Origin of the sequence: Streptomyces sp. NPDC050508 (assembly GCF_040655155.1) — a bacterium.
In the GTDB taxonomy this organism is placed as follows: Bacteria; Actinomycetota; Actinomycetes; order Streptomycetales; family Streptomycetaceae; genus Streptomyces.
The window spans coordinates 1-22,409 of sequence record NZ_JBFAJJ010000027.1; the positions used below are offsets into that span (position 1 = coordinate 1).

General features: G+C 68.1%; 15 protein-coding genes and 1 pseudogene. 6 read left to right on the plus strand and 10 right to left on the minus strand.

Annotated elements, in window-relative coordinates; genetic code table 11:
• Window positions 1-290: 290 nt before the first annotated feature.
• Window positions 291-611, minus strand: coding sequence for a helix-turn-helix transcriptional regulator (locus AB0I69_RS44125; protein ID WP_363101473.1), 321 nt, complete (start codon window positions 609-611; stop codon window positions 291-293).
• Between the two features lie 30 nt (window positions 612-641).
• On the opposite strand from AB0I69_RS44125, the gene AB0I69_RS44130 reads away from it, so the two are divergent.
• The 3 genes from AB0I69_RS44130 (at window position 642) to AB0I69_RS44140 (ending at window position 5,280) form a co-directional block, all read left to right on the plus strand.
• Window positions 642-1,772, plus strand: coding sequence for a site-specific DNA-methyltransferase (locus AB0I69_RS44130; protein WP_363101474.1), 1,131 nt, complete (start codon window positions 642-644; stop codon window positions 1,770-1,772).
• A 122-nt stretch (window positions 1,773-1,894) separates the two neighbouring features.
• A complete protein-coding gene (locus tag AB0I69_RS44135; protein WP_363101475.1) occupies window positions 1,895-3,019 on the plus strand; it encodes a hypothetical protein in 1,125 nt (374 codons plus the stop codon).
• Window positions 3,020-3,063: 44 nt separating this feature from the next.
• On the plus strand, window positions 3,064-5,280 hold the full coding sequence (locus AB0I69_RS44140) for a DUF87 domain-containing protein (protein WP_363101476.1): 2,217 nt from the start codon (window positions 3,064-3,066) through the stop codon (window positions 5,278-5,280).
• Window positions 5,281-5,483: 203 nt separating this feature from the next.
• Here AB0I69_RS44140 and AB0I69_RS44145 read toward each other — a convergent pair whose 3' ends face one another.
• Complete coding sequence (locus tag AB0I69_RS44145) at window positions 5,484-8,096, minus strand: hypothetical protein (protein WP_363101477.1); 2,613 nt, start codon at window positions 8,094-8,096, stop codon at window positions 5,484-5,486.
• A gap of 289 nt (window positions 8,097-8,385) precedes the next feature.
• On the opposite strand from AB0I69_RS44145, the gene AB0I69_RS44150 reads away from it, so the two are divergent.
• Window positions 8,386-8,583, plus strand: a complete 198-nt coding sequence (locus AB0I69_RS44150; RefSeq protein ID WP_363101478.1) for a hypothetical protein — start codon at window positions 8,386-8,388, stop codon at window positions 8,581-8,583.
• 324 nt (window positions 8,584-8,907) lie between these two features.
• Here AB0I69_RS44150 and AB0I69_RS44155 read toward each other — a convergent pair whose 3' ends face one another.
• From AB0I69_RS44155 to AB0I69_RS44170, 4 genes and pseudogenes are all read right to left on the minus strand, one after another.
• A complete protein-coding gene (locus tag AB0I69_RS44155) occupies window positions 8,908-11,355 on the minus strand; it encodes a site-specific integrase (RefSeq protein WP_363101479.1) in 2,448 nt (815 codons plus the stop codon).
• A complete protein-coding gene (locus AB0I69_RS44160) occupies window positions 11,342-12,550 on the minus strand; it encodes a tyrosine-type recombinase/integrase (RefSeq protein ID WP_363101480.1) in 1,209 nt (402 codons plus the stop codon). Before AB0I69_RS44160 ends, AB0I69_RS44155 begins: the two co-directional genes overlap by 14 nt.
• A gap of 62 nt (window positions 12,551-12,612) precedes the next feature.
• Window positions 12,613-13,635, minus strand: a pseudogene (locus AB0I69_RS44165) (DUF4192 domain-containing protein); the annotation flags it as partial.
• A 239-nt stretch (window positions 13,636-13,874) separates the two neighbouring features.
• Window positions 13,875-16,034, minus strand: a complete 2,160-nt coding sequence (locus tag AB0I69_RS44170) for a RecQ family ATP-dependent DNA helicase (protein ID WP_363101481.1) — start codon at window positions 16,032-16,034, stop codon at window positions 13,875-13,877.
• 368 nt (window positions 16,035-16,402) lie between these two features.
• Between AB0I69_RS44170 and AB0I69_RS44175 the strand changes: the two genes are divergently transcribed.
• The gene (locus AB0I69_RS44175; RefSeq protein WP_262062450.1) at window positions 16,403-17,038 is read left to right on the plus strand and encodes a hypothetical protein; all 636 of its coding nucleotides are present in this window, start codon (window positions 16,403-16,405) and stop codon (window positions 17,036-17,038) included.
• A 396-nt stretch (window positions 17,039-17,434) separates the two neighbouring features.
• Here the strand turns inward: AB0I69_RS44175 and AB0I69_RS44180 are convergent, their stop codons facing one another.
• The 3 genes from AB0I69_RS44180 to AB0I69_RS44190 all read right to left on the minus strand — a co-directional run bounded on the left by AB0I69_RS44180 (window position 17,435) and on the right by AB0I69_RS44190 (window position 19,549).
• Window positions 17,435-18,073: a hypothetical protein gene (locus AB0I69_RS44180; RefSeq protein WP_363101482.1), complete on the minus strand. Its 639-nt coding sequence runs from the start codon at window positions 18,071-18,073 to the stop codon at window positions 17,435-17,437.
• Window positions 18,074-18,141: 68 nt separating this feature from the next.
• Window positions 18,142-18,843, minus strand: a complete 702-nt coding sequence (locus tag AB0I69_RS44185; protein ID WP_363101483.1) for a ribonuclease HII — start codon at window positions 18,841-18,843, stop codon at window positions 18,142-18,144.
• An 82-nt stretch (window positions 18,844-18,925) separates the two neighbouring features.
• Window positions 18,926-19,549 (minus strand): TetR/AcrR family transcriptional regulator, encoded by a 624-nt coding sequence (locus tag AB0I69_RS44190; RefSeq protein ID WP_363101484.1) that lies wholly within the window; start codon window positions 19,547-19,549, stop codon window positions 18,926-18,928.
• Window positions 19,550-19,736: 187 nt separating this feature from the next.
• On the opposite strand from AB0I69_RS44190, the gene AB0I69_RS44195 reads away from it, so the two are divergent.
• The gene (locus AB0I69_RS44195; protein ID WP_363101485.1) at window positions 19,737-21,284 is read left to right on the plus strand and encodes an MFS transporter; all 1,548 of its coding nucleotides are present in this window, start codon (window positions 19,737-19,739) and stop codon (window positions 21,282-21,284) included.
• Between the two features lie 211 nt (window positions 21,285-21,495).
• On the opposite strand, the gene AB0I69_RS44200 is transcribed toward AB0I69_RS44195, so the two are convergent.
• Window positions 21,496-22,401 (minus strand): ADP-ribosylglycohydrolase family protein, encoded by a 906-nt coding sequence (locus AB0I69_RS44200; RefSeq protein WP_363101486.1) that lies wholly within the window; start codon window positions 22,399-22,401, stop codon window positions 21,496-21,498.
• Window positions 22,402-22,409 lie beyond the last annotated feature (8 nt).

The window sequence follows — 22,409 nt, forward strand, 5'->3', positions numbered from 1 at the left end:
GCCCCAACGAATACGAACGCCGACACCACACCGCTAAACTCACGCTCGCCGCGTGATCAATAACCGCGTGCCCACCTTCACGGGGGAAGGCCCGTCGACCTCGACGTCGATGGTTGTCAACCCGACTTCCGAGGTCACATGCCATGTGATGGCTTCTAGCAAGTAAGGCACAGGGCGAGCAGGCACTGGCGCGCGAGTAGCCGTTGGGGAACTGCGGCCGTCTGGGGCGGCCGCGGCCAAGGATGAATGTCGAGCGGTACTGGCCGGATCCCCATGACGTGTAAGAGATTTCAAGTGCCAGGGGGTAGATCAGCCGGGCTGGAGGTATCGACGCCACTGGGTGCATGAAGATCGCTTTGGGTGGGTTGACGGATGACGGCGTACAACTCGTCGAGCGACAGCCCTAGTTCGACGGCCAGGGCGGCGACAGTGAAGAATTCTGGCGTGAACGTGCGGCCCTTTTCGATGCTGCGCACGGTCTCGACGGAGATCCCCGCGCTGCGGGCAACGGCCTCGGCTGAGCGCCCGGAGGTGCGACGGGCCTGCGTAAGGCGGGAGGCGAGTTCCCGCCCGCGGAGTTGGGCGGCGGGATCGAGCCTCCTTCGTGTCATGGGTGTAAGTATACCTGTATAGTTACACCCATGACGGTGACCGCAGTGGCCCCTTCCCCCAGTCGGCCCGAAGATGTACTCCGGCTGAATGCCGTCTGCCCGTACTACACGATGTTTCCGCTGGACTTCCCACTCCAGCAGCTTGCCGCCCGTCCCGATGCCACTCGTGTGCTGGACCCGTTCTGCGGGCGGGGAACAACCCTGTATGCCGCGCGTCTGGCTGGGCTGCCCTCGGTAGGCATCGACATCAACCCAGTGGCCGCAGCCATCGCCCAGGCCAAGCTCGTCCAGGTCACACCCGGTGCGGTGGTTCGTCTCGCGCGGCAGATCCTCGACGGCAGGACGCACGAAGAGGTGCCCGAGGGGGAGTTCTGGCAGTGGTGCTTCGAGCGCGAGACGCTTCGCGAGCTGGTGGCGCTACGTGAGGCCCTCCTGGGGATGACCACGCCGACGGCAGCCATGCTGCGCGCTGTTCTGCTGGGCATCCTGCACGGCCCGCGTAACAAGAACCTTCCGTCGTACCTGTCGAACCAGATGCCGCGCACGTACGCCTCCAAGCCGGCATACGCGGTCAAGTTCTGGAAGAAGCGTGACATGGAGCCGGTGCGTGTCCCGGCTCTGGAGGTCATAGAGCGCCGGGCCAAGCGACTGTTGGACGCGGCCCCGCTCGCCCACGGTGGCAGGGTCTACCTCGGCGACTCCGTCGAGACCCTTGGCAGCCTGCGGCAGAAGTTCGACCTGGTTGTCACCTCGCCTCCGTACTACGCCATGCGCACCTACGTGGCCGACCAGTGGTTGCGCTCGTGGTTCCTCGGAGGACCCCCCGAGGTTCCCTACGGAACGCACGGACAGATCGCCCGCCAGCCGAACCAGGAGGCCTTCATCCAGGCCCTGGCCGAGGTGTGGTCCGCAACCGCCAGCCGCTGCCATCGGGGCGCCCGTCTCGCGATCCGCTTTGGCGCCCTGCCCTCGGCCCGCACCGACCCGGAGCAAATGCTGCTGGCCTCCGTGAGGGAGGCGAAGGCCGGGTGGGCCGTTAAGGAAGTCCGACACGCCGGCACACCCCCGAAGGGCAACCGGCAGGCCGAGCAGTTCGGCAAGGCGGGCTCCGCGATTGACGAGATCGACCTCATCGCCGAGCTGACCGGACTGCCCCACTGATCGGGTAACGAGGTTGCTTCCCACAACTTCATGACGGATTGTCAGCGTCCCGTGCCATGCTGTGTAGACCAGGCGAGTGAATCACTCGCCTGTGCCAGCGCACGCGCGGTGTGGGGAGATGCATGTTCGACGCGGACCAGATCAAGCAGCTCAAGCAGTTGATCGGCGATCAGGTTGAAGCCGGTCGCGAAGAGCTGGACAAGCTGGTCGAGCAGGCCCAGGCCATCCGCTCTCAGGTCAAGGTGATCAGGCCGCGGTCGGCGACATCGGTCGCGTTGATGGCCTCCGACGGCGGCAACAACAAAGTCGCCTTCAACCCCTTCTACCTTCAGGTCGTCCGCGTCGTGGACTCCAACGGCAAGGAACTGTGCATGGAGGTGGTCTCCCCGATCGCCGACATCGACGGCCTGAGCACCCGCCAGTTCAACGAAGACGGCCGTCCGTGCACCGCGCTGGGCAGGCTGATGCATGGGTTGGGTGTCGAAAGGCTCCAGGACCTGTCGCCGATGATGTCCGGCAAGTCGCCCAGTTGGGTGCAGGTTTTCCGGGATCTGTGCGAGTGGGCGACGCTGTACGACCTGATTTGTCACCGTGACTACGCAGTCGACACCCTGATTGTCCGTGACGGCCTGCTGCGCAGCAAGATCTTCCAGGGCGAGTTGTTCGTGAAGATGGGCGAGCAGATCTACGAGGCCATCGAGCGGATCTGGCGCCAGGACCGTCGCAAAGTGTGGCTGGTGGGACTGGCAAAGAAGACCCAAGTCCTGGAGTACTACAGGCTGGCGATCTCGCTCTCGGGCGTGTTCGACAACGGCGCCGCGTGCTTCGCCAAGGTGCCCGCCGAGATGCTGGAAAAGGCATACCTGTGGGACGAATACACCCGCGACGTCAGGGACGACTCCCCGGGCGAGAAGCCAAAGTTCAACATCGGCTCCATGTACTTCGTCCGTTTCGGCCCGTACTCCGGTGACCCCATCTGGACCGTGGACATCATGTCCCGCCAGGACAGGGAAGCCCAGGCGATCTTCGGCTACCTGCAGGCCGACGCAGTGGCCGGCTTCCCTATCCCCCTCTACCCCAACTGCATTCAACAGGCCGACAGTTACTCCCGCGTCGCCGACCTGGACATGGACATCATCGAAGACCAACTCGTCGACGCCGTCCGCGACCAGGTCGGCGATGACAAGGCCCACATCATCGATGCCCTGCGGTTGGCCTCCGACGTGGCCGCCAACCGCTACGAGTAGCACCCCTCACTGTCCGCACCGCATCCTGTGGAGCAAGAACCGTCATGAGCCTGTTCGAGCGTGACAAAGTCGTCGGCACCTTCCGCGGTTTCTCCGAGGGTGGCATGGAGTTCCACGCCGACCTCGTGCTACCGCACCACGACGGCTTCCAGACCATGGCCATGCACGGCCAGTTCGTCCTTGTGCAGCTCGAACACGAACGGGAGGCTATCCTCGGGCGGATCACCACCATCGCCTCCCAGGGGCGCCTGGTATCTCCCATCGGTGAGGACTACGCCACTCGCGCGGTGCGCGACCAGCGGCCCATTCCCGATGAGCTGCGCGAGCGCTACCTGAAGTACAAGGTCGATATCCGCATCCTCGGCGTCCTTCGCGTGGAGGGCGACAAGCACATCTTCGTCCCCAGCCACCGGCGCCTCCCGCATGTCGGCGCGCAGGTCGCGCTCTTGGGTGACGACCTGCTCGCCGAGGTCGTCAACGCCAAGGACACTGACGATGGCGCGGTGCCCATCGGCTACCTCGCCTTCGGTGAATTCGTTTACGCCGGAACCGACAAGCGCGTGGGCGACACATCCTGGATGCAGCTCCAGGAGCCCGCGATCATGCCGACCTTCCAGATTGACAAGCTCGTGGCTCGCCGCAGCTTCGTCTTCGCCCGCGCCGGATTCGGTAAATCGAACCTGGTCAAGCTGCTCTTCTCCGCCCTGTACGAAGGCCAGCCCACTGTCCCGCGCCGCTCCGGCGAAGCCCCCGTCGGAACAATCATCTTCGACCCGGACGGCGAGTATTTCTGGCCCGACTTCAAGGGCCGCCCCGCCCTTTGCGACGTACCGCACCTGCGCGACAAGCTGGTCGTCTTCACCAACCGCAAGGGCCCCAGTGAGTTCTACCAGTCCTTCGTCATCAACGGCGTCAAGCTGAACATCAAGGAACTACAGGCATCACGCGTTCTGGGTATCGCGCTGCCACCGGAGAAGCAGGACCAGCAGAACGTCGTAAAGCTCAAGTCCCTCGACGGACCCCGGTGGAATCGGCTTGTCGACCTGATCCACCGGGACAAGTACGGCGCCGACCGCTCACAGGTCCAGGAGATTCTGAACCTCGATGCCGGCCAGGAGGCCGAGACTAACGCTGCGGTCAGCAATATGACCCGCGTTGTCAACGCACTGCACGACCCAGACAGCCAGCTCCTCAGCAGCCTGAAGGACTGTCTTTCCCAAGGCAAGCTCTGTGTGGTGGACATCTCGCAAATGCGTGGCTCCCAGGGGCTCCAGCTCGCTGGCGTGATCCTCGGCGACATTTTCGAGCACAACCAGAACCAGTTCACCGAGGCCGACCCGAAATCCATCCCTACCATCGCTGTCATCGAAGAGGCACAGTCCGTACTCGGTGGCTCCAGCCAGAGGGAAGACGGCCCCTTCATTTCTTGGGTGAAGGAAGGCCGCAAATACGATCTCGGTGCCCTGCTGATCACCCAGCAGCCAGGCAGCCTTCCGCAGGAACTCCTCAGTCAGGGCGACAACTTCTTCGTCTTCCACCTGCTCTCCCAAGGCGACCTGATGTCCCTGAAGAAAGCCAACGCCCACTTCTCCGAAGACCTGCTGGCCACCCTGCTCAACGAGCCACTCGTGGGTAACGGCATTTACTGGTCCAGCGCCCCCGGCACGGACCGCCACGCCCGCCCCTACCCCATCTCCGTGCGCGTCCTCAGCTTCGAGGACTCCTACAAGATGGCCGACCCGGACTACTCCCTCCCCGCCCCCAACAACTTCGCCACCCAGTCCCGGGCTTTCGTCGAGGAACGACGCACCGAAGCCCGGGCTGCTTCCGCCAGCCTCGCGGCTAACAACCCCCAAGGTGCCGCCACCGCGCCCGACGGGGAAGACGTCTCGGTGGACGACAGTGCGATCGCGATCGTCCACCTTCGGGACAACAAACCCGAGTTCCACAAGCTGATCAACAGCAGCCGCGGCATCAAGTGGGGACACATCGCCCACATGCTGGGCGAGAGGGCTCCCGAGTACGCGAAGCGCTCCGACGCCGCCTTCGACTGGGGCCGAAATCTGGTCAAGCAGGCACTCGACGAGCTGTATCCGGGAAAGTGGACCACCGAAACCCGCGAGGACGACAAGAACCCGGGCAAGTTCCCTAGGTACGTCATGCTCAAGGAGCACGCGTCAAAGGAGAAGCCGGACGCTGGAGAAAACACGAGCGGTGCATTGTTCGACACTGTACAGATCGAAGAGAAGCCTCCCTTCTAGGCCCGTGCCACCCCCGCCGCACGTCGCCGCGAGTGACACCCGTCGTTTGTGGCTGGTGACGATCCTGCTGGCTTATTCCGTGCTTAGTGGGGCCCATCGCCCGGACCGTATCTGCGGTAGCCAGCTTGCCTGCCCCGGCTTTTCTCGCACTGTGTGAGTGGATAAGCCAGCAGGATCGTCACCAGCCGCAAACGGCAGCATTCCTACGACGTGCTCGGCGGTACGTGTCCGCTCCGCTCAACCGACACGGCCGGTTGCCAGGGAGATGTCGGTGTGCCGTCCGGGTCTAGGCCGTGCGGCCACCACCTGTTGAAATTCGACGTCGCGAACGGGCGGTACGGGACGTCGGTGCCGCCGCGATCGGCGGCCTGACGGGCCAGAGTCTCGGCGCCTTCCCGGTCCCCGGCCTCCTCCCGCAATGTGGCCAGGAGGTACAGGGCGTCGGTATCGCCACGGGCGGCGGCCTGACGGTAGAGGTCCTCGGCGCCTTCCCGGTCCCCGGCCCTCTCCCGCATCCTGGCCAGAAGGGCCAGGGCGTCGGTATCGCCACGGGCGGCGGCCTGACGGTAGAGGTCCTCGGCGCCTTCCCGGTCCCCGGCCCTCTCCCGCGTCCTGGCCAGAAGGGCCAGGGCGTCGGTGTCGCCGCAGTCGGCGGCCCGACGGGCCAGAGTCTCGGCGCCGACCCGGTCCCCGGCCTCCTCCCGCATCCCGGCCACAAGGAACAGCCCGTTGATGTCGGCGGCCTGAAGGACGAGAGTCTCGGCGCCGACCCGGTCCCCGGCTTCCTCCCGCAACCGGGCCACAACGAACAGGGCGTTGGTGTCGCCGAGGGCGGCGGCCTGCCGGACCAGAGTCTCGGCGCCGACCCGGTCCCCGGCCTCCTCCCGCAACGTGGCCAGAAGGGCCAGGGCGTCGGTATCGCCACGGGCGGCGGCCTGACGGGCCAGAGTCTCGGCGCCTTCCCGGTCCCCGGCCTCCTCCCGCAACGTGGCCAGGAGGTACAGGGCGTCGGTGTCGCCACGGGCGGCGGCCTGACGGTAGAGGTCCTCGGCGCCTTCCCGGTCCCCGGCCCTCTCCCGCATCCTGGCCAGAAGGGCCAGGGCGTCGGTGTCGCCGCAGTCGGCGACCTGACGGGCCAGAGTCTCGGCGCCGACCCGGTCCCCGGCCTCCTCCCGCAACCGGGCCAGAAGGGCCAGGGCGTCGGTGTCGCCGCAGTCGGCGGCCCGACGGGCCAGAGTCTCGGCGCCGACCCGGTCCCCGGCCTCCTCCCGCAACCGGGCCAGAAGGGCCAGGGCGTCGGTGTCGCCGCAGTCGGCGACCTGACGGGCCAGAGTCTCGGCGCCGACCCGGTCCCCGGCCTCCTCCCGCAACCGGGCCACAACGAACAGGGCGTTGGTGTCGCCGAGGGCGGCCGCCTGACGGGCCAGACTCTCGGCGCCGACCCGGTCCCCGGCCTCCTCCCGCAACACGACCAGGCGGCGCAGGGCGTGGGCGTTGCCGTGGGCTGCGGCGCGTTGAAGGAGGTGGTGGCCCCATTGCAGGCGGTGCCGGGTTTCGGCCGCCTCGGCGAGGTTTTTGAGGTCGTCGGGGTGAGTGAGGTGAGTGTGCGCGGCGTGCCAGAAGGATGCGGGCGGGCACAGGTGACGGCGGGTGGTGCGGCCGTGTTGTTCGAGGTAGTCGGCGAGCTGGAACACCGAGCTCTTGGGTGGCGGCATGGTGGTGCTGGCTTCGGTGGTGGGGGTGGGTGGGCGTCGTGGGGTCCTGGGGGTGGTGCGGCGCAGGGGCGCTTGCTTGCCGTGGACCTGTTCGGCGAGTTCGGCGTAGGCCTGTTCGGCCCAGTCGTCGCTGAGCTGGTCGTAGTCGTCATCGCTGAGGTAGTCGGGGGCGGCGTCGGTCAGGAAGGCCTGGGGAAGGTGGAGGCCTACGCCCAGTCGGCGGGCGTCCATCGCCGCTTCCAGCAGTGCGCGGGCGGCGGCCTGGCGGGGCTGTTCGTAGCGGCGCAGGAGTTCGGGAGCTCCGGCCAGGTCCTGGGTGATGCGGCCGCCGCCCTGGTTGCGGGTGAGTGCGTCTGCCAGCAGAGCGTCGCCCTCCTCGGCCAGGGCCGTCGCGGCGGCCAGAGCTGCGGTGTCGAACGCGTCGGGGACGCTCGCCGTGTGGCCGGCCAGCAGTTCCCGCACCCGGCTGTACGGATCATCCGCGCCCGGTTCGGGCAGGGCGGTGTAGTCGTGGGCGTACTCGGGCCACAGCGTGCCCAGTACCAGGACCGGGCTGCGCTTCTCGTCGATCAGCAACTGGTGCACGGCCGCCGCGATCCGCTCGCCGAACTTAGGGTCGCCGAGGTAGTGCTGTGCCTCGTTGAGCCACACCACCGTCCGCGGCCCGACCTGGTGCAGGTCCTCCAGTGCGGCTTCGGCGCGGGTCGGGTCGAAAGGATGCCACAGCCGCCATGCCTTCTCAGCGAGCGGCTGCACGGCCTGCCAGCATGCCCGGGTCTTGCCCGTCGAGGAGGTCCCCACCAGGACCATGACCCCACTGCGGCCCGATGCGGCCGCCACTACCGCGTCGGCCAGCACCTGGTCATGCCCGCGTCGCACGTACCCAGGCAGTGCCCGCACGCCGTCGGCGCCCGACGCGCTCTGGCCTGGGCCGGCGGGGTGGACTTCCAGTTCGTGCGGCTCCCACTGCCCGATCGGCCGACCCGGCCCCGGCACGTCGACCAGCGCCGCGCCTGTCTCCTCGGCCGCGGTCCGCCTCAACTCCAGCAGCTCGCCCACCGGCAGCTTCAACGCACGGGCCAGCAGGGTCAACGTGTCCACAGACGGCACGCCCCCGCGGGGTGAGAGCGCTTTCGACACCGTCCCGCGCCCCACACCGGCGCTCCTGGCGAGCTGCGTCTGATCCAGGCGGGCACGAGCCCGTCCCTCATCGAGTCTCCTGCGTAGTTCGGCCAGTGCGGGACAGCGGCGGTCCGGCTCGTCGTGCATGTGATGGTCCCCCGGGGTGGTGTGTGCGCCCGTGTCCATCCTCGTCCCTGTGAACCATGACGCACAGCAATTCCGCGAGCTTCGTCCCTGTCAACGCCCCACCGTTTCCAGGGAGTTTGCCGTGACCCTCGCCATTGTCCTTATCGCCGTCGCTGTCGTTCTCGTCGTCGCGCTGCTGACCGCCGTCGGCGCCGGCATGCTAGCCCGAATCGACGGCGCTACCTGGCCGACAGCCTTGACCCGCGCGGCCGGCGCCTTCGCTGCTGTCCTCGCCCTCGCCGCCGCCGTCACCGCGGCCCTCTCCCCTTTCCTCACCTGACGAACAGCGCTCCTCAACCTCCGAAGACCCACCGTTTGCGGGTGGTGACGATCCTGCTGGCTTATCCACTCACGCGGCGAGGGAGATGCCGAGGCGGGCACGCTGGCTAACGCAGATGCAGTCGAGGGGATGAGCCCCGCCGGGCACGGAATAAGCCAGCAGGATCGGTGACGTGGCAGCGTTCTCACCGGCACCCCGTCCTGGACCGGGTGACGAGGCTCTCGTCAAGAGCTTCGCGAAGCTGAAAGGCGGCCGGGATGAAGGGCAAGTACCTTACCGACCGCACCCTTCATCCGAGCGCTATTGTGCTGTCCGCTCTACTGATCACCCGTCTGTGACCGGCGGCCTTTGGTGAGGAAGACCCAGGTCAATGGTCCCGCTTCGCTGGAAGCGCTGGGCTTGCGCGCGTTTTGCGCGCAGGAAGGTGAAAGTGAGGTCGATGCCCTCGATCTCACCCTGCCAGCCCTCGGCGACCGCCCGTTTGCGGCGCTCGACCAGGTCCTGCTCCAGCTCGTCCAGTCGCAGCAGCATCTTGGGGTCGATGCTCAGCATCGGGCAGCGGATGCAGGCGTGTTCGTGCGCACAGGGAGTCCCGTAAGGTCGGCCGCAGGAGCCCAGCTCGACTCGGCGTTTGTCGAAGTGCTGCTGGAAGTCGTTCCACTCTTCGGCGCTCGGCTCGCTGTACTCGTCTGTGGGCCGCTCCGCCCGGCGCCGGGCGAGGAACTGTTGATACTGGCTGATCACATCCTCGTCGAACACCGCGACATATCCGCGGGTGGTTCGGATGTCGAGGTGACCGAGCAGGGCAGCACCGATGTGGATGGGCAAGCCGTTGTTTACGAGTTCGGTAGCGAACAGCCTTCTGAAGTCGTGAGGTGCGAACCTCACACCCTTGAACTGCGGGTGCGTGACGGCCAGTGCGTCACAGGCCCGTTTGATCATGCGCCAGATAGTGGTAGTGGACATACCTCGCTGGATGCCGCCGTGGAAGGTCTGAAACAGGTAGGGCAATTCCTCGCTCCAGATCCTTTCGTGCAGGTCGTAGCGGGCACAGACCGGGACGGTGCCGTGCTGGTTACGGTGGCGCCGGATGATCTGAGCAATCACGTGGAATAGTTCAGCCGACATGGGGATGACCCGTTCCCGGTCGCTCTTGGACGGGGAGACGACCAACAGGGCCACGACTTCACCGCTGGACCGCTGGTATTGCCGGACGCTGAGATGGGTCAGCTCGGTCAGTTCCTCGGCCCGCAGGCCTGCAAGCCGGAGTGTTTCGACCACGGCCCACTGCCAGAAGACGGTGTTCTCGTCCCTGGAGAGGTGGACGAGTTCACCGGTTGTGCGGTTCACAGCCCGGATCGGCGGGCGGTTGTGCCGCTGGTCCTTGGTCGAGACCCGCAGCCAGGTAGTCCCATCCACGACGAAGTCTTCGCCGTTCTCGACCTGCTGAGCGGCTTCGAGCATGGTCCGCAGACGGTGCCATGTGTCATTGACGTACTTGGACAGGACCGGCAGGAGCGGCTGGCGGTCGCGGGTGCGGTTGGCCATGCGTTCTTGCAGCCGTCGCCGTCGCAAATGGAACCAGCGCAGGTCAGCGTCACTGACGGGGCAGGGGGCGGACCAATTCGCCCAGCGTTCCGGTTCGGCGACGGCCCAGGTCTGGAGGTCCAAGTAGAGGGAGCGGACGGCCATCAGCGGCCCGTCGAGGTCCAACCGCGGGCTGCCGTTCGGCAGGACCATCAGCCACTCCTTCCAACGGGTGAAGGTCTCTTCCGACAGTCGCAGGTCCTTCTGGTCCGGGTTGATCTCCTCGATCTGCTTCCAGAACACTCTGACCAGGAGGTTGGTCAGCTGTCGCAGCGTGGAGTAGTCCAGTCCAGCGGACCGCCGACGAATGTACTCGACCAGAACATTACGGACATCCCGATTGCGCAGGTGGTGCCGGTCGACGGCCTCCTCGACGGGGATCTGGCCGCGAGTCACCGCCGCCCGGAAACTGCGGGGCGCGGAAGCGGGAAACTGGCCCATATCATGCAGGATCGGCCAAGCCAGGGTCCCTGCGTAGGAGCCCGATTCCGAACTCTCGCCGGACAGATTGTGGGCGCGAGACTCCACGGCGTAGTGCAGGAACGCCTCAGGCGTCAGGTCTGCCAGGTCGATGCCGAAGACGGTCAACGCGCAGCAGACGTCGAACTTGGTTCTGGTGCGGCGGGCCTGGGCCATCGGCATCTGATCAGCCCGCCCGCAGAACTCCTCGAGCCACGGGTCGTTTGCGACGCCGCGGAACCAGGGAGCGTAATGAAAGAAGCGGTTGCAGCGGAAGCCCAGCAGGGTTGGGCGGACCAGACGCATGGCGAAGGAGTAACCGACGGCGCGGTTCAGCCGCTTGCGCAGATACTTATCGTCGCCAGCCACGTCCCCGACCGGCCGTCCTTCGTCGTGCCCGGACGCTTCCCATCGCTCCTGCCAGGTAGCCCCAGGGAACGTCGCGAGGTGATTGAGAAAGTCCCGCATGGCACCGCGCTGCTGCCATTTCTCCTGGCCGCTCTGGGAGAAGTGCTTGGCAGTGACCTGGATGATCTCCTTGGCCGGTGCGGTGCTGTAGTCGCCCAGCGACCGGGGAGGCCGGGCCGGGGGTGGCGGCGGCGCTGGGGTGATCGCACTTGAGGTGAAGTTGCCGCTCTCGACACTGCTGTCGAATTCATGGCGTTGAACCCGGTTGGTCGTCGGGCCCTTCAGCCGCAGGCTGTTGCCAACGTTACTGCCCGCCACCGAACACCGCCTCGATATCGTCTGCGCCGTACTGGGTCGGCCAGGAAGTCTGCTGAACGGGCCGGGAGTAGTGGACCGCGAGCTTGTCCACCAGGTCGTCCAGACCGACGACCGTGTAGAGCTCGGTGGTACTGATGTGGGCGTGTCGCAAGATCGTCTGCACTTCCACGAGCGTTAGCTCTGGGTCGCGAGCCATCCGTGTGGCAGCGGTGTGCCGCAGGTCATGCAGGGTCCAGTTCGAGTCGACCCTCTCGACCGCCCGTTGAATGATCCGGCGGGCCGCCCAGTAGGTCAGCGGCCGGGGTTCACCTCGGCGGGTCCGCCAGATCGGGACCCCGTCCGTTGGAAGACCGGTCTCGTCCAGATAAGCGGCGAGATGGGCCAGGGCCTCCGGAGAGGCCGGGACGGGCTGTCGGGCCCGGGTGCCCTTAGTGATCACCCAGAACTGGCCCTTGGTCCAGTCGATGTCGCCCAGTTCGACGTTCAGCAGTTCCGAAGCGCGGGCACCGGAGGAGACGTAGCAGGACAGCAGGGCCCGGTCCCGGGTGCATCCCATCTGCCCGAACAGCTCTGACCATTGCTGATCGGACATGGCCCTCGGCTGCCGGGGCTTCAGCTTCGGCCGCAGCCGGCCCCGACGGTGCTCAGCCCGGGTCTCCAGCGGCGACCGGTGGGCCAGTGCAGCCCGGCGAGCGCGGTTTTCGGGGACAGGGTTCAGTACAGGTCCGCGGCCGAAGTGCATATGGAAGGCGTAGAAGCCATGGACCACGGTCACGTTGTGAGCGATCGTTGCGGGTGCGTATCCGGCCCGCAGCCTGGGTTTACCGGTCTTCGGGTTCACCGATCCCGCCTGGAGGCTGCCAGGGCGCTGCCGCTGAGGATTCTGGGCGTGCCGGAGCCAGCCAACCAAAGCGACGGTTTCCGCCTCGGTGACCTGTTCCCATCCCACGTCCAGTGCCCACAGGACTCGGAACCACCGCAGCAGGTCGTACGCGTAGCTGCGACAAGTCTCGGGGCTGGCGTCGCCCAGCATCCGGTCCCGCAGATACCTGCTGACCGGTTCGACCTCTCGGTCGGCGGCATCCATCACGAACCACGGCAGCGACGGCGTTGCACCCACGGCAACCGTACCCACCCGCGGCAACCGTACCCGCCCGTCAATCAGATCGCGATGAAGCGAAGGAGTCTCGTGCATCCCCGAATAATCACGAATCACGGCCCCCTGGGCGAGCAGTTCAACCCGATAGTGCAGTTAACAGACCAGGCGACCCAACCGGCGAGCGTGAGAGGAGCCGCCGCGTGTTCGCCGTACGGCCCGACACAGCGACGGGCCACCGCGCGCCAGAGGCGCAGGGCCGGAACTGCCTCCTCGCCCTCCATCCATTCGGCCGCGCGGTCGCGGGTCGTGCGGTCCTGAAGGCCGAGGATCAGCGTGGCGGCTTCGTCGTGGGCGAGCAGTTCGTCGTCCCGCAGGTCCGAATGGAGCGCACCGGACAAGGGCGGCGCCGCGGCGAAGCGGCTCAGGATTCGTTGGGCGAGTTCCAGCGTCTCCTGCGCCACGTCCGCTCGGCTGGTGTCGTCGAGAATCCTGGGGACGATGGCCATACCGGCGGTGTCCAGGGCGATTTCCTGCTCCAGCGCGGCAGCCGTCTCCCAGGGCAGCAGCCTGGTCCGCAACTCGCGCAGTGTGCCCCGCACTTGGAGTCCGGCATAGGTCGCCGCCGCGGCGAGTACGGAAGTGCCGGGCAGGCCCATCGGAGCTCCGTCGACCGGGCAACATCCCTCGCTCGGGCAGCAGTACGACCAGAAGCGGCCGTCCGAGATGCAGAGCGCTTCGATCACGGTCACGTCGAGGCGGCCGCACTCGGTGCGCAGCTTCTGCACGAGCGGGCGCAGGCGTTCCATGACCTGACGCCCCGACTCTCCCGGCGCCGGTTCCTGACAGACGTAGGCGATCATCTGCTCGGGCCGGGTGCCTCGGCGCTCGCTGCCGGTCACCAGGCCGTGGGCCAACTGCCGCGCCACGGAGGCCCAGTCGTCCGCGCCGGCGGGAATGCCGAGCCGGGCTCGTCCGCCGAACCGGCCCCGGCCGCCCCGATCGTGCAGGGCGACGAGGACGATGCTGTCCTCGGGACGGTAACCGAGCAGGTAGGGCAGGGCGTCGGCGAGTTCGGCCGGGGTGCGCAGGGTGACCTGGTGCTCGGCGCCGTGCCGGTCGTACGCGGTGGGTTCGATGTCGCCGTTTTCGGAGGATCCAGTCGTTTCGCTGTGATTCGTCATGCGTCGACGATCTCGCGGATCGCAGCATTCCGCTTGGGCCTGTGGATAAGTCAGGTCAGGGGCACGTCATATGGCGTTCGGTACGACCAAGTCGGCCTATCTGGAGGGGACATCCAAGGACCGGAACTCCAGGTTCAGTTCCGGAGCTCTGGGCACAGCACCCACAACCGAAGCGCGCCCCGAAACCGGCCGGCATCACGCCGACCGCAGGCCGACAGGACAGACGCCGACGGGGAATCTCAGCCCGCCGCCGCGAGGACCAAGGGGAGAACCTGTTCGCTGCCCGCCCGGCGGAGCAGGCGGGCGGCGACTGCGAGGGTCCAGCCGGAGTCGGTGTAGTCGTCCACGAGCAGGACGGGGCCGGGAGAGGCGGCCAGGGCACCTGCCAGTTCGTCGGAGACGGTGAAGGCGTCGGACAGTGCCCTGAGTCGTTGGGCGGAGTTGCTGCGGCGTGCCGCGTGCGTACCGTCCGGTCCGGTGTACGTCAGGGTGCCCAGGAGAGGGAGACGGCCGATGGTCGCAATGCCCTGAGCGAGGGAACCGACCAGTTGCGGGCGGGTCAGGGACGGTACGGCAACGACCCCCACAGGTCGAGCGGAGGCGTCGGTGACATTGGGTGCCCAACCGCTCGGGGAGCGCGCCCAGTCGGCGAGGACCGCCACCGCGGCCCGCAGGACGTCGTCGGGGACCGGAGCGTCGGGCGCGTTCTCGGCCAGCAGCGGGCGCAGCCGGTTGCCCCAGCCGATGTCCGAGAGCCGCCCCAGCGCACGCCCCGTGGAGCACTGGTCCTTGGCCGGGATACGCCCCTTGAGGTCGATGCCCAGCGCGGCCATCCCGGTCGGCCACATCCGGCGCGGCTCGACTTCCACTCCCGGGCGGTCCAGTTCCTTGGTCGCGCCCGTCAACGTCTCCGCCGAAACAGAGGAATCGACCCACGCGCCCGCGCAGTTGTCGCAACGGCCGCACGGGACCGCCCCCTCGTCGTCCAACTGTTGGCGCAGGAACTCCATCCGGCACTGTGACGTACTCACGTAGTCACGCATGGCCTGCTGCTCGGCGGCCCGCTGCTTGGCCACCCACGCGTACCGCTCGGCGTCGTACGCCCACTCGGCTCCCGTGGCGGCCCAGCCGCCCTTCACGCGCTTGACCGCTCCGTCGACGTCCAGGACCTTCAGCATCGTCTCCAAGCGGCTGCGGCGGAGTTCCACCGCCGTCTCCAGGGCCGGCACGGACAACGGTCGCCCCGCGTCGGTGAGGGCCGCGAGGGTCTGCCGAACCTGCGTCTCGGGCGGGAAGGCCGTATCGGCGAAGTAGCGCCAGATGGCCTCGTCCTCCTTGCCCGGCAGGAGCAGCACGTCGGCGTGGGCCACACCTCGCCCCGCACGCCCCACCTGCTGGTAGTAGGCGATCGGCGAGGAGGGCGAGCCGAGGTGGACCACGAAGCCCAGGTCCGGTTTGTCGTAGCCCATGCCGAGCGCCGACGTGGCGACCAGTGCCTTGACCCGGTTCTCCTGGAGGTCGACCTCGGCCTGCAGCCGGTCGGCGTTCTCCGTCTTCCCGGTGTACGAGGCCACCTTGAAGCCGCGTTGGCGCAGGAAGGCGGTGGCCTCCTCGGCGGCGGCCACGGTGAGCGTGTAGATGATCCCGGAGCCGGGCAGCTCGTCCAGGTGCTCGGCGAGCCAGGCCAAGCGGTGCGCGGCGTCCGGGAGTTGGACCACTCCCAGCCGCAGGCTCTCGCGCTCCAGCGGACCGCGCAGCACCAGGGCCTCACCGGCGCCCGTGCCCAACTGTTCGGCCACATCGGCGGTCACGCGCGCGTTGGCGGTCGCGGTGGTGGCCAGCACCGGTACGCCGGCGGGCAGTTCGGCCAGCATTGCCCGCAGTCGACGGTAGTCGGGGCGGAAGTCGTGTCCCCAGTCGGAGATGCAGTGCGCCTCGTCGACGACCAGCAGGCCGGTCGTGGCGGCGAGCTTGGGCAGCACCTGGTCGCGGAAATCCACGGAATTGAGTCGCTCCGGACTGACAAGAAGAACGTCGGTCTCGCCTCGCTCGACCTCCCCGTAGATGGTGTCCCATTCCTCCGGGTTGGCCGAGTTGATGGTGTGCGCCCTGATGCCGGCCCGCGCCGCCGACTCGACCTGGTTGCGCATCAGCGCCAGCAGCGGCGAGATGATCACCGTGGGCCCGGAGCCACGCCGGCGCAGCAGAGCGGTCGCGACGAAGTACACCGCCGACTTGCCCCAGCCCGTGCGCTGCACCACCAGCGCGCGTCGACGCTCCTCCACCAGGGCCGCCACCGCCTGCCACTGGTCCTCGCGCAGCCGCGCCGTGCCGCCCGCATCACCGACCAGCTCGGCGAGGATGGCGTCGGCTTCGGCACGCAGCTCCTGGTTGCTCATACCCCCATGCAACCTCACGGCACTGACAACGGCCCAATCCCCGCCGTGGCGAAGCTCGCGGAGACCCTGTCCCGCGCCCGGGCCGACCGACGCCCTATGGACCTCCCGCACGTCAATGGCGTACGAAAGTGTCGTGCTCGAACGTCCCAGGCGTCGCTGGGCGACGCATTGGGTAGGGATATAAGCCACAGACCATCAGATAAGGGGCTGTGGCCCCATTTGCTCGTTGCCGCATCCAAGTTCGACAGGAAGAATTGGAGTCCGCTCCCCGCACGGCTCGTCCGTGGTCCGGTAGGGCTCTGCTGCGGTGTGCGCTCCCCCGAATCCGACCTCGCCCTCAGTGTGGGCGCGTAGCCGAAGGGAGGACCGTGACCTTCGGATTCGCTCCGTCCTCCGCGGCATCCACGTCGACGTCAGCCGACCTGTCCGCCGCTTCCGCCAACCCTCTGGCGCGCATGCTCGAACCCTCCGAGTGGGCCGCCGCCGGAATCCCGCTGCTGCGCAATCCCCGCGAAGTCGTCAGCGGGCTGCACTCCCGGCACCGCCCCAAACCGGCGACCGCGATCGTGGCCGTCCTCGACCCGGACGAGCGACTGCTCGCGAGCGCCTCGTTCGTCCGACGGTCCGCGCCGGCCGACGGCTGGATGTTTCGCAACGCTCTGCTCGCGCAGCTGCGCCGGGTCATCCCGCACGACCTGCGCCGCCGTACGCCGGTGCGCACCGCCGTGCTGCTCTACTGCCGTGAGGGCGACGCACGTTGGACGGAGGAGGACGGCGCGTGGATGTGGGGGCTGCGTGACGCCTGCACCCTGCACGGGCTGCGCTGCGGGGCCTACATCACGCTGACCCGTGACGGCTGGCAGGTGCTCGGCGAGGGGCGTGGCGGCCGACGCCCCAGCGCGGACTCGGCGCCGGAACCTTTCGCCATGTCCGAGGTGCCACCCCTGCTGCCACGCACCGGCGGCGCCGCCTCGGAGGTCCTCCGCCGCGCCGCGGCCCGCTGACATCCGGTCCGGGCTCCGCGCCCGGACCGCACGAGGATCCCGTACGGCACAGGGCGCATCCACGGAGTCCGTACGGCGCCCTCGACCACCCACCCGTGCGACGAGCCGCCGGTCGCGCACGCGGGAACGGAGCCGAGCCGCCCCGGGCGGAGAACTCCGGACGCCCTGAACTCACCCGCACCTCGTGCGAGACATCAGCACGCCCACGGAAGGATCACGGAAGTACCCCTGCGGCGGGCGCACTTCACCGACCGCACCTCGCGGACGGTACTCACTTCGCCCACCACACCGGTCACCGGACCATTGATCCGTGCACGCTGAAGGCCCCACCGTGCACAGAGCGCCACGACGGCACTTTCGTGACCGCCGTCGCCCTCCGAAAGATCCGGAGACGGCTCAGACGCCCGCGCCCAGCACCGAGTTGATCTGCTGCGGGTCACCGCAGACGATCAGCAGGGCACCGGCCCGGCCGAGGGCCAGGGGCAGGGCGGTGGCAACGACGTCGGGGCCTCCGTTGACGGCGACCACAACGACGGGACGGGACGCTGCCCGGCCCGCGACGGCGGCGTCCGTGTAGAAGACGTCGTCGCGCGCGTCGTGCTGGGCCCAGTAGGGGGCTTCGCCGAAGGACAGTTCGTGGGCGGCCCACGGGTGCGGTTCGCCGGTGGTGATCACCAGCACGTCACCAGGGGTGCGGCCCGACTCCAGGAGCAGGTCGACGGCTTCCTCGGCAGCGTCCAGCGCGCCTTCGGCCGAGGCCGGGACCAGCTGGATCTGCGGGGTCGCCACAGCGGTTTCGGAGGTGGAGGGGGCAGCCGGACCCGAGGGTCCGGGCTTGGCCACGGCCACGTCACGCGGTGTGCGTTGCGCCGGCGCCGTGGGCCGCAGGGGGCCGGGACGACCGGGACGCGACGGAGCCGCGGGGCGGGGGCCGGGTACGGGGCGGGGGGTCGGCGCGACGCGGCCACTGGCCGGAGTTGCGCGGGGACCCTGGGCACTCTCGTGAATCTGAGGCTCCTCGGGAATGAGAGGCATGAGCTGATTTTTATCAAACGATGGTGCGGCTCGCGTCGGCGGGTGGCACATGAGTGCGAGCGGAACGGTCAGAAGTCGAATCCGAGTTGGCCTTCGATCTTCGGAACGGTTCCCTCCGCCCAACTGCGGGCCTTCTTGAGGTGCCGCCACTGGGGCAGCGCATCAAGATACGCCCACGACAACCGGTGGTACGGGGTGGGGCCCCGCTCCTCCAGCGCGGCCTTGTGCACGGGTGACGGATACCCGGCGTTGGCCGCAAAAGCGAAGTCTGCATGGTCGATGCCCAGTTCGGCCATCATTTTGTCGCGCTGAACCTTGGCGATCACCGAAGCGGCCGCGACCGCGACACACGACTGGTCGCCCTTGATCACCGTACGGACCCGCCAGGGGTCCCCGAGGTAATCGTGCTTCCCGTCGAGAATGACCGCGTCGGGGCGAACCGGCAAGGCCTCCAGGGCACGCACTGCGGCGAGCCGTAGTGCGGCTGTCATCCCCAGGTCGTCGATCTCCTCCGGGGAGGAGTGTCCCAGGGCGTACGCCGTGACCCACTTGCGTAGTTCTTCGGCGAGTTCGGTGCGTCGTCTGACCGCGATGAGCTTGGAGTCGGTGAGGCCTTCGGGGGGTCGGCGCAGTCCGGTGACCGCCGCGCAGACGGTGACGGGGCCGGCCCACGCGCCGCGCCCCACCTCGTCGACGCCGGCAACGACCTTGGCTCCGGTCGTGGCGCGGAGTGAACGCTCGACGGCGTGAGTGGGTGCTTCGTACGGCATGGCGCCCTTAGAGTACGCCGCCCGGAACCCCCTGCGACACTCAGGTTTCCCCGAGCCCCCTCAGGCCCGCCCCGTCCCGGTTTCAGGCACCGCCGGGCCGGAGCAGCGGAAGCATCAACTGGTCGATCATCTCCTCGATGTCACGGTCGTTCCATTCACTGCCGCACATCTTCGATCGGTACATCATCATCGCCGGGATGGCATCGAAGACATAGGAGTTGGACGCGTCGGCGCGGACTTCACCTCGCTCTATTCCACGGTCGACAGCCTGGCGGAGCAGTCGGATCGTCGGTTCCACGACCCCTTCGAAGATCACGCCGTGGAAGCGCTCCGCCTGCACGGTGTCGCATTCGTGAATCACCGCACGCAGGGCGAATCCGGGGCGGGAGAACATCGCGTCGCGCGCCTGCGTGCACAGCGCCAGCAGATCCTCGCGCACGTTCCCGAGGTCGGGCGCCTCGTCCAGACGCGGCAGTCCGGCCTGCAACGCGTCCGCGACGAGGTCCTCCTTCGAGGACCAGCGCCGGTAGACCGCGGCCTTGCCCGTCTGGGCGCCGGCTGCGACGCCCTCCATCGTGAGGGCGTTCCATCCGACCGTACTGAGCTGTTCCAGCGCGGCGTCCAGGATCGCGCGTTCGAGCACGGCGCCACGGCGTCGGAGGGAGGCCGTCTGAGCGGGGGCGGCCGTCCAGCCCGAAGTAACCATCTGAGTGTCTCCAGCGAGCAGTGGAAGCGGGGATTCCGGGGATTGGGGATGCGTCACGCGGCAGCGACGGGGGACGCGCCACACGAAGGCGAGTTAAGTGAACGCTTGCGTTCACTGTTGGGGACTCACTACCGTTGACGTGACAGTGAACGCGAGCGTTCACTAACGCACTTGTGGGGGACCCATAGTGACAACCTCTCAGTTGATTCAGGACCCAAAGCCCGGAGCAGCCCGCCGGGAGGGGCATCCCGGCATCGCGCTCGCAGTCATCGCGGCCTGCCAACTCATGGTGGTACTCGACGCGACGATTGTGAACATCGCCCTCCCGCACATTCAAGCCGCGCTCAGTTTCAGCACCACCGACCTCACGTGGGTCGTCAGCGCCTACACGCTCACCTTCGGCGGCCTGCTGCTTCTCGGCGGCCGGGCGGGCGACATCCTCGGCCGGCGCCGGGTGTTCACGACCGGCATCCTGCTCTTCACCTTCGCCTCGCTGCTCGGCGGTCTCGCCCAGGAACCCTGGCAGTTGCTGGCCGCACGCGTCCTGCAGGGCGTGGGTGGCGCGATCGCGTCGCCCACCTCGCTGGCACTCATCACCACCACGTTCCCCGAAGGCCCGGAGCGGAACAGGGCGTTCGGAGTCTTCGCCGCGGTCTCGGCGGGCGGCGGTGCGATCGGTCTGCTCGCGGGCGGCATGCTCACCGAATGGCTCGACTGGCGCTGGGTGTTCTTCGTCAACCTGCCGATCGGCATACTGATCGCCGCGCTCACGCCGCTGTACATCAACGAGTCGGAACGGCACACCGGCCGCTTCGACATCGCGGGCGCGCTGACCTCGACGGCGGGTATGGCGTCCCTCGTCTACGGCTTCATCCGGGCGGCGGACAAGGGGTGGCGCGACGGTCTGACCATAGGCTCCTTCGCCGCGGCGATCGTCCTGCTGCTGGCCTTCGTGATCACCGAGTCCCGGGCCAAGGAGCCGATCACTCCGCTCAGGATGTTCGCCGACCGCAATCGCTCGGGCACCTACGTGATCATGCTGAGCCTGGCCGCCGCGATGTTCGGCATGTTCTTCTACATCGTGCTCTTCGTGCAGAACGTGCTGGGGTACACCCCGATCCAGGCGGGTCTGGCCTTCCTGCCGGTGACGGTCGTGATCGCGGCCGGCGCGGGCCTGTCCCAGCGGTTCCTGCCGGTGCTCGGGCCACGGCCCTTCATGCTCATGGGCTCGGCGCTCGCGGTGATCGGGTTGACCTGGCAGACCCTGATCAGCTCGGACAGTTCGTACGTCGGCGGAGTGCTCGGCCCGATGCTCGTGTTCGGCTTCGGGATGGGCCTGAACTTCGTGACGCTGACGGTGACCGCCGTCTCCGGTGTCGCCCAGCACGAGGCGGGCGCGGCCTCCGCGCTGCTCAACGCCATGCAGCAGGTGGGCGGTTCGCTCGGGCTGTCCATCCTGACCACGGTGTTCGGCTCGGCCGGCAAGGACGAGGCGAAGAAGCAACTGCCGAAGTTCCTTGCCGACGGATCGGCCGAGCAGAAGGCGGCGTTCTCCAAGACGCACCAGCTGCCCGCGCCGTGGGGGCACGAGGTGCTCGCGCACGGCATCTCGACGGCTTTCATCCCGGCCGCCTCGATGGCCGTACTCGCCCTGGTCACCGCCTGGTTGGTGATCCGGGTCCGCAAGAGCGACCTCGATGCCCTCGCGGGCACGGCGGGTCCGGGGATCGGCTGACCGGTCGGGCCCGGTGAGGGCCCGGCCGACCAGCACCGACGAAAACCTCATGACCACCCCCTGCAGTCGTCGCGTCCTGTCCCCCTGTGTGGACTCATGTGTCACACAGCGGCTGCCAGGACAACGGCCGGGCCGTCACGGACAGTTCCCGACAGGCACAGAGAGTTTCGGTCGCACGCGGACGGCGCTGCCCGGCCAGGAGTCGAAGGCGTCAGACGGACGTCGGCACCCAGCCCGGCAGCGCCTCCGTCCGCTCCACCCACTCGGCGGGCGGTGCTCCCGCCTTCCCGCCGGCGATCACGCCGCCCACGATGGCGCAGGTGGTGTCCACGTCCCCGCCGACCTGGGAGGTGGCCCAGAACGCCTGCTCGTAGTCGCCGAGCCCGCGGGCGGCCGACCAGAGCGCGAAGGGGACCGTGTCGTGCGCTGTCGTACGACGTCCGCAGCCCAGTACGGCCGCGACGGTGCCGGCATCGGCGTAGTCGAGCATGTCCCGGGCGCGCCGCAGGCCCGCGCCGACGGCGCTCTTCGGTACGAGTGCGATCACGCCGTCGAGGAGCGCACCGGCGCTGGGCGGGCCGCCGGGGGCGGCGGCCAGCGCGGCGGCCGCGGCGACGGCCATGGCGCCGACCACGGCCTCACGGTGCTGGTGCGTGGGGTACGCCGAGATCTCCGCCTGGTGCGTCGCCTGCTCGGGGTCGTCCGCGTACCAGGCACCCAGGGGCGCGATCCGCATCGCCGCGCCATTGCCCCATGACCCCTGTCCGTTGAAGAGCGCGGCGGACAGTTCGCGCCAGTCGCCGCCCTCGCGGACGAGGCGCAACAGCCGGTTGACCGCGGGGCCGTAGCCGCGGTCGAAATCGTGGTGCTCGGCGAAGGAACAGGCCAGGGCGTCCTGGTCGACGCGGTGATGGGCGGCCAGCACCGCGACCACGGAACAGGCCATCTCGGTGTCGTCCGTCCACTGCCAGGGAGCCGCGGGCAGCTCACGGCCCTTGAGCAGCGGGTAGTTCGCGGGCACGAAGAACTGTGAGCCCAGCGCGTCCCCCACCGCCAGTCCCCGCAGGCTGGCCAGGGCGCGGCCCAGGCGCCCGTCGGAAGAGGCGTCAGCGATCATCACTCACC

Excerpts from the sequence above, each read along its gene's own strand:
- AB0I69_RS44125 (WP_363101473.1), bottom strand. The coding sequence starts at position 611 with ATGACACGAAGGAGGCTCGATCCCGCCGCCCAACTCCGCGGGCGGGAA.
- AB0I69_RS44130 (WP_363101474.1), top strand. The coding sequence starts at position 642 with ATGACGGTGACCGCAGTGGCCCCTTCCCCCAGTCGGCCCGAAGATGTA.
- AB0I69_RS44135 (WP_363101475.1), top strand. The coding sequence starts at position 1,895 with ATGTTCGACGCGGACCAGATCAAGCAGCTCAAGCAGTTGATCGGCGAT.
- AB0I69_RS44140 (WP_363101476.1), top strand. The coding sequence starts at position 3,064 with ATGAGCCTGTTCGAGCGTGACAAAGTCGTCGGCACCTTCCGCGGTTTC.
- AB0I69_RS44160 (WP_363101480.1), bottom strand. The coding sequence starts at position 12,550 with ATGCACGAGACTCCTTCGCTTCATCGCGATCTGATTGACGGGCGGGTA.
- AB0I69_RS44170 (WP_363101481.1), bottom strand. The coding sequence starts at position 16,034 with ATGAGCAACCAGGAGCTGCGTGCCGAAGCCGACGCCATCCTCGCCGAG.
- AB0I69_RS44180 (WP_363101482.1), bottom strand. The coding sequence starts at position 18,073 with ATGCCTCTCATTCCCGAGGAGCCTCAGATTCACGAGAGTGCCCAGGGT.
- AB0I69_RS44185 (WP_363101483.1), bottom strand. The coding sequence starts at position 18,843 with ATGCCGTACGAAGCACCCACTCACGCCGTCGAGCGTTCACTCCGCGCC.
- AB0I69_RS44190 (WP_363101484.1), bottom strand. The coding sequence starts at position 19,549 with ATGGTTACTTCGGGCTGGACGGCCGCCCCCGCTCAGACGGCCTCCCTC.
- AB0I69_RS44200 (WP_363101486.1), bottom strand. The coding sequence starts at position 22,401 with ATGATCGCTGACGCCTCTTCCGACGGGCGCCTGGGCCGCGCCCTGGCC.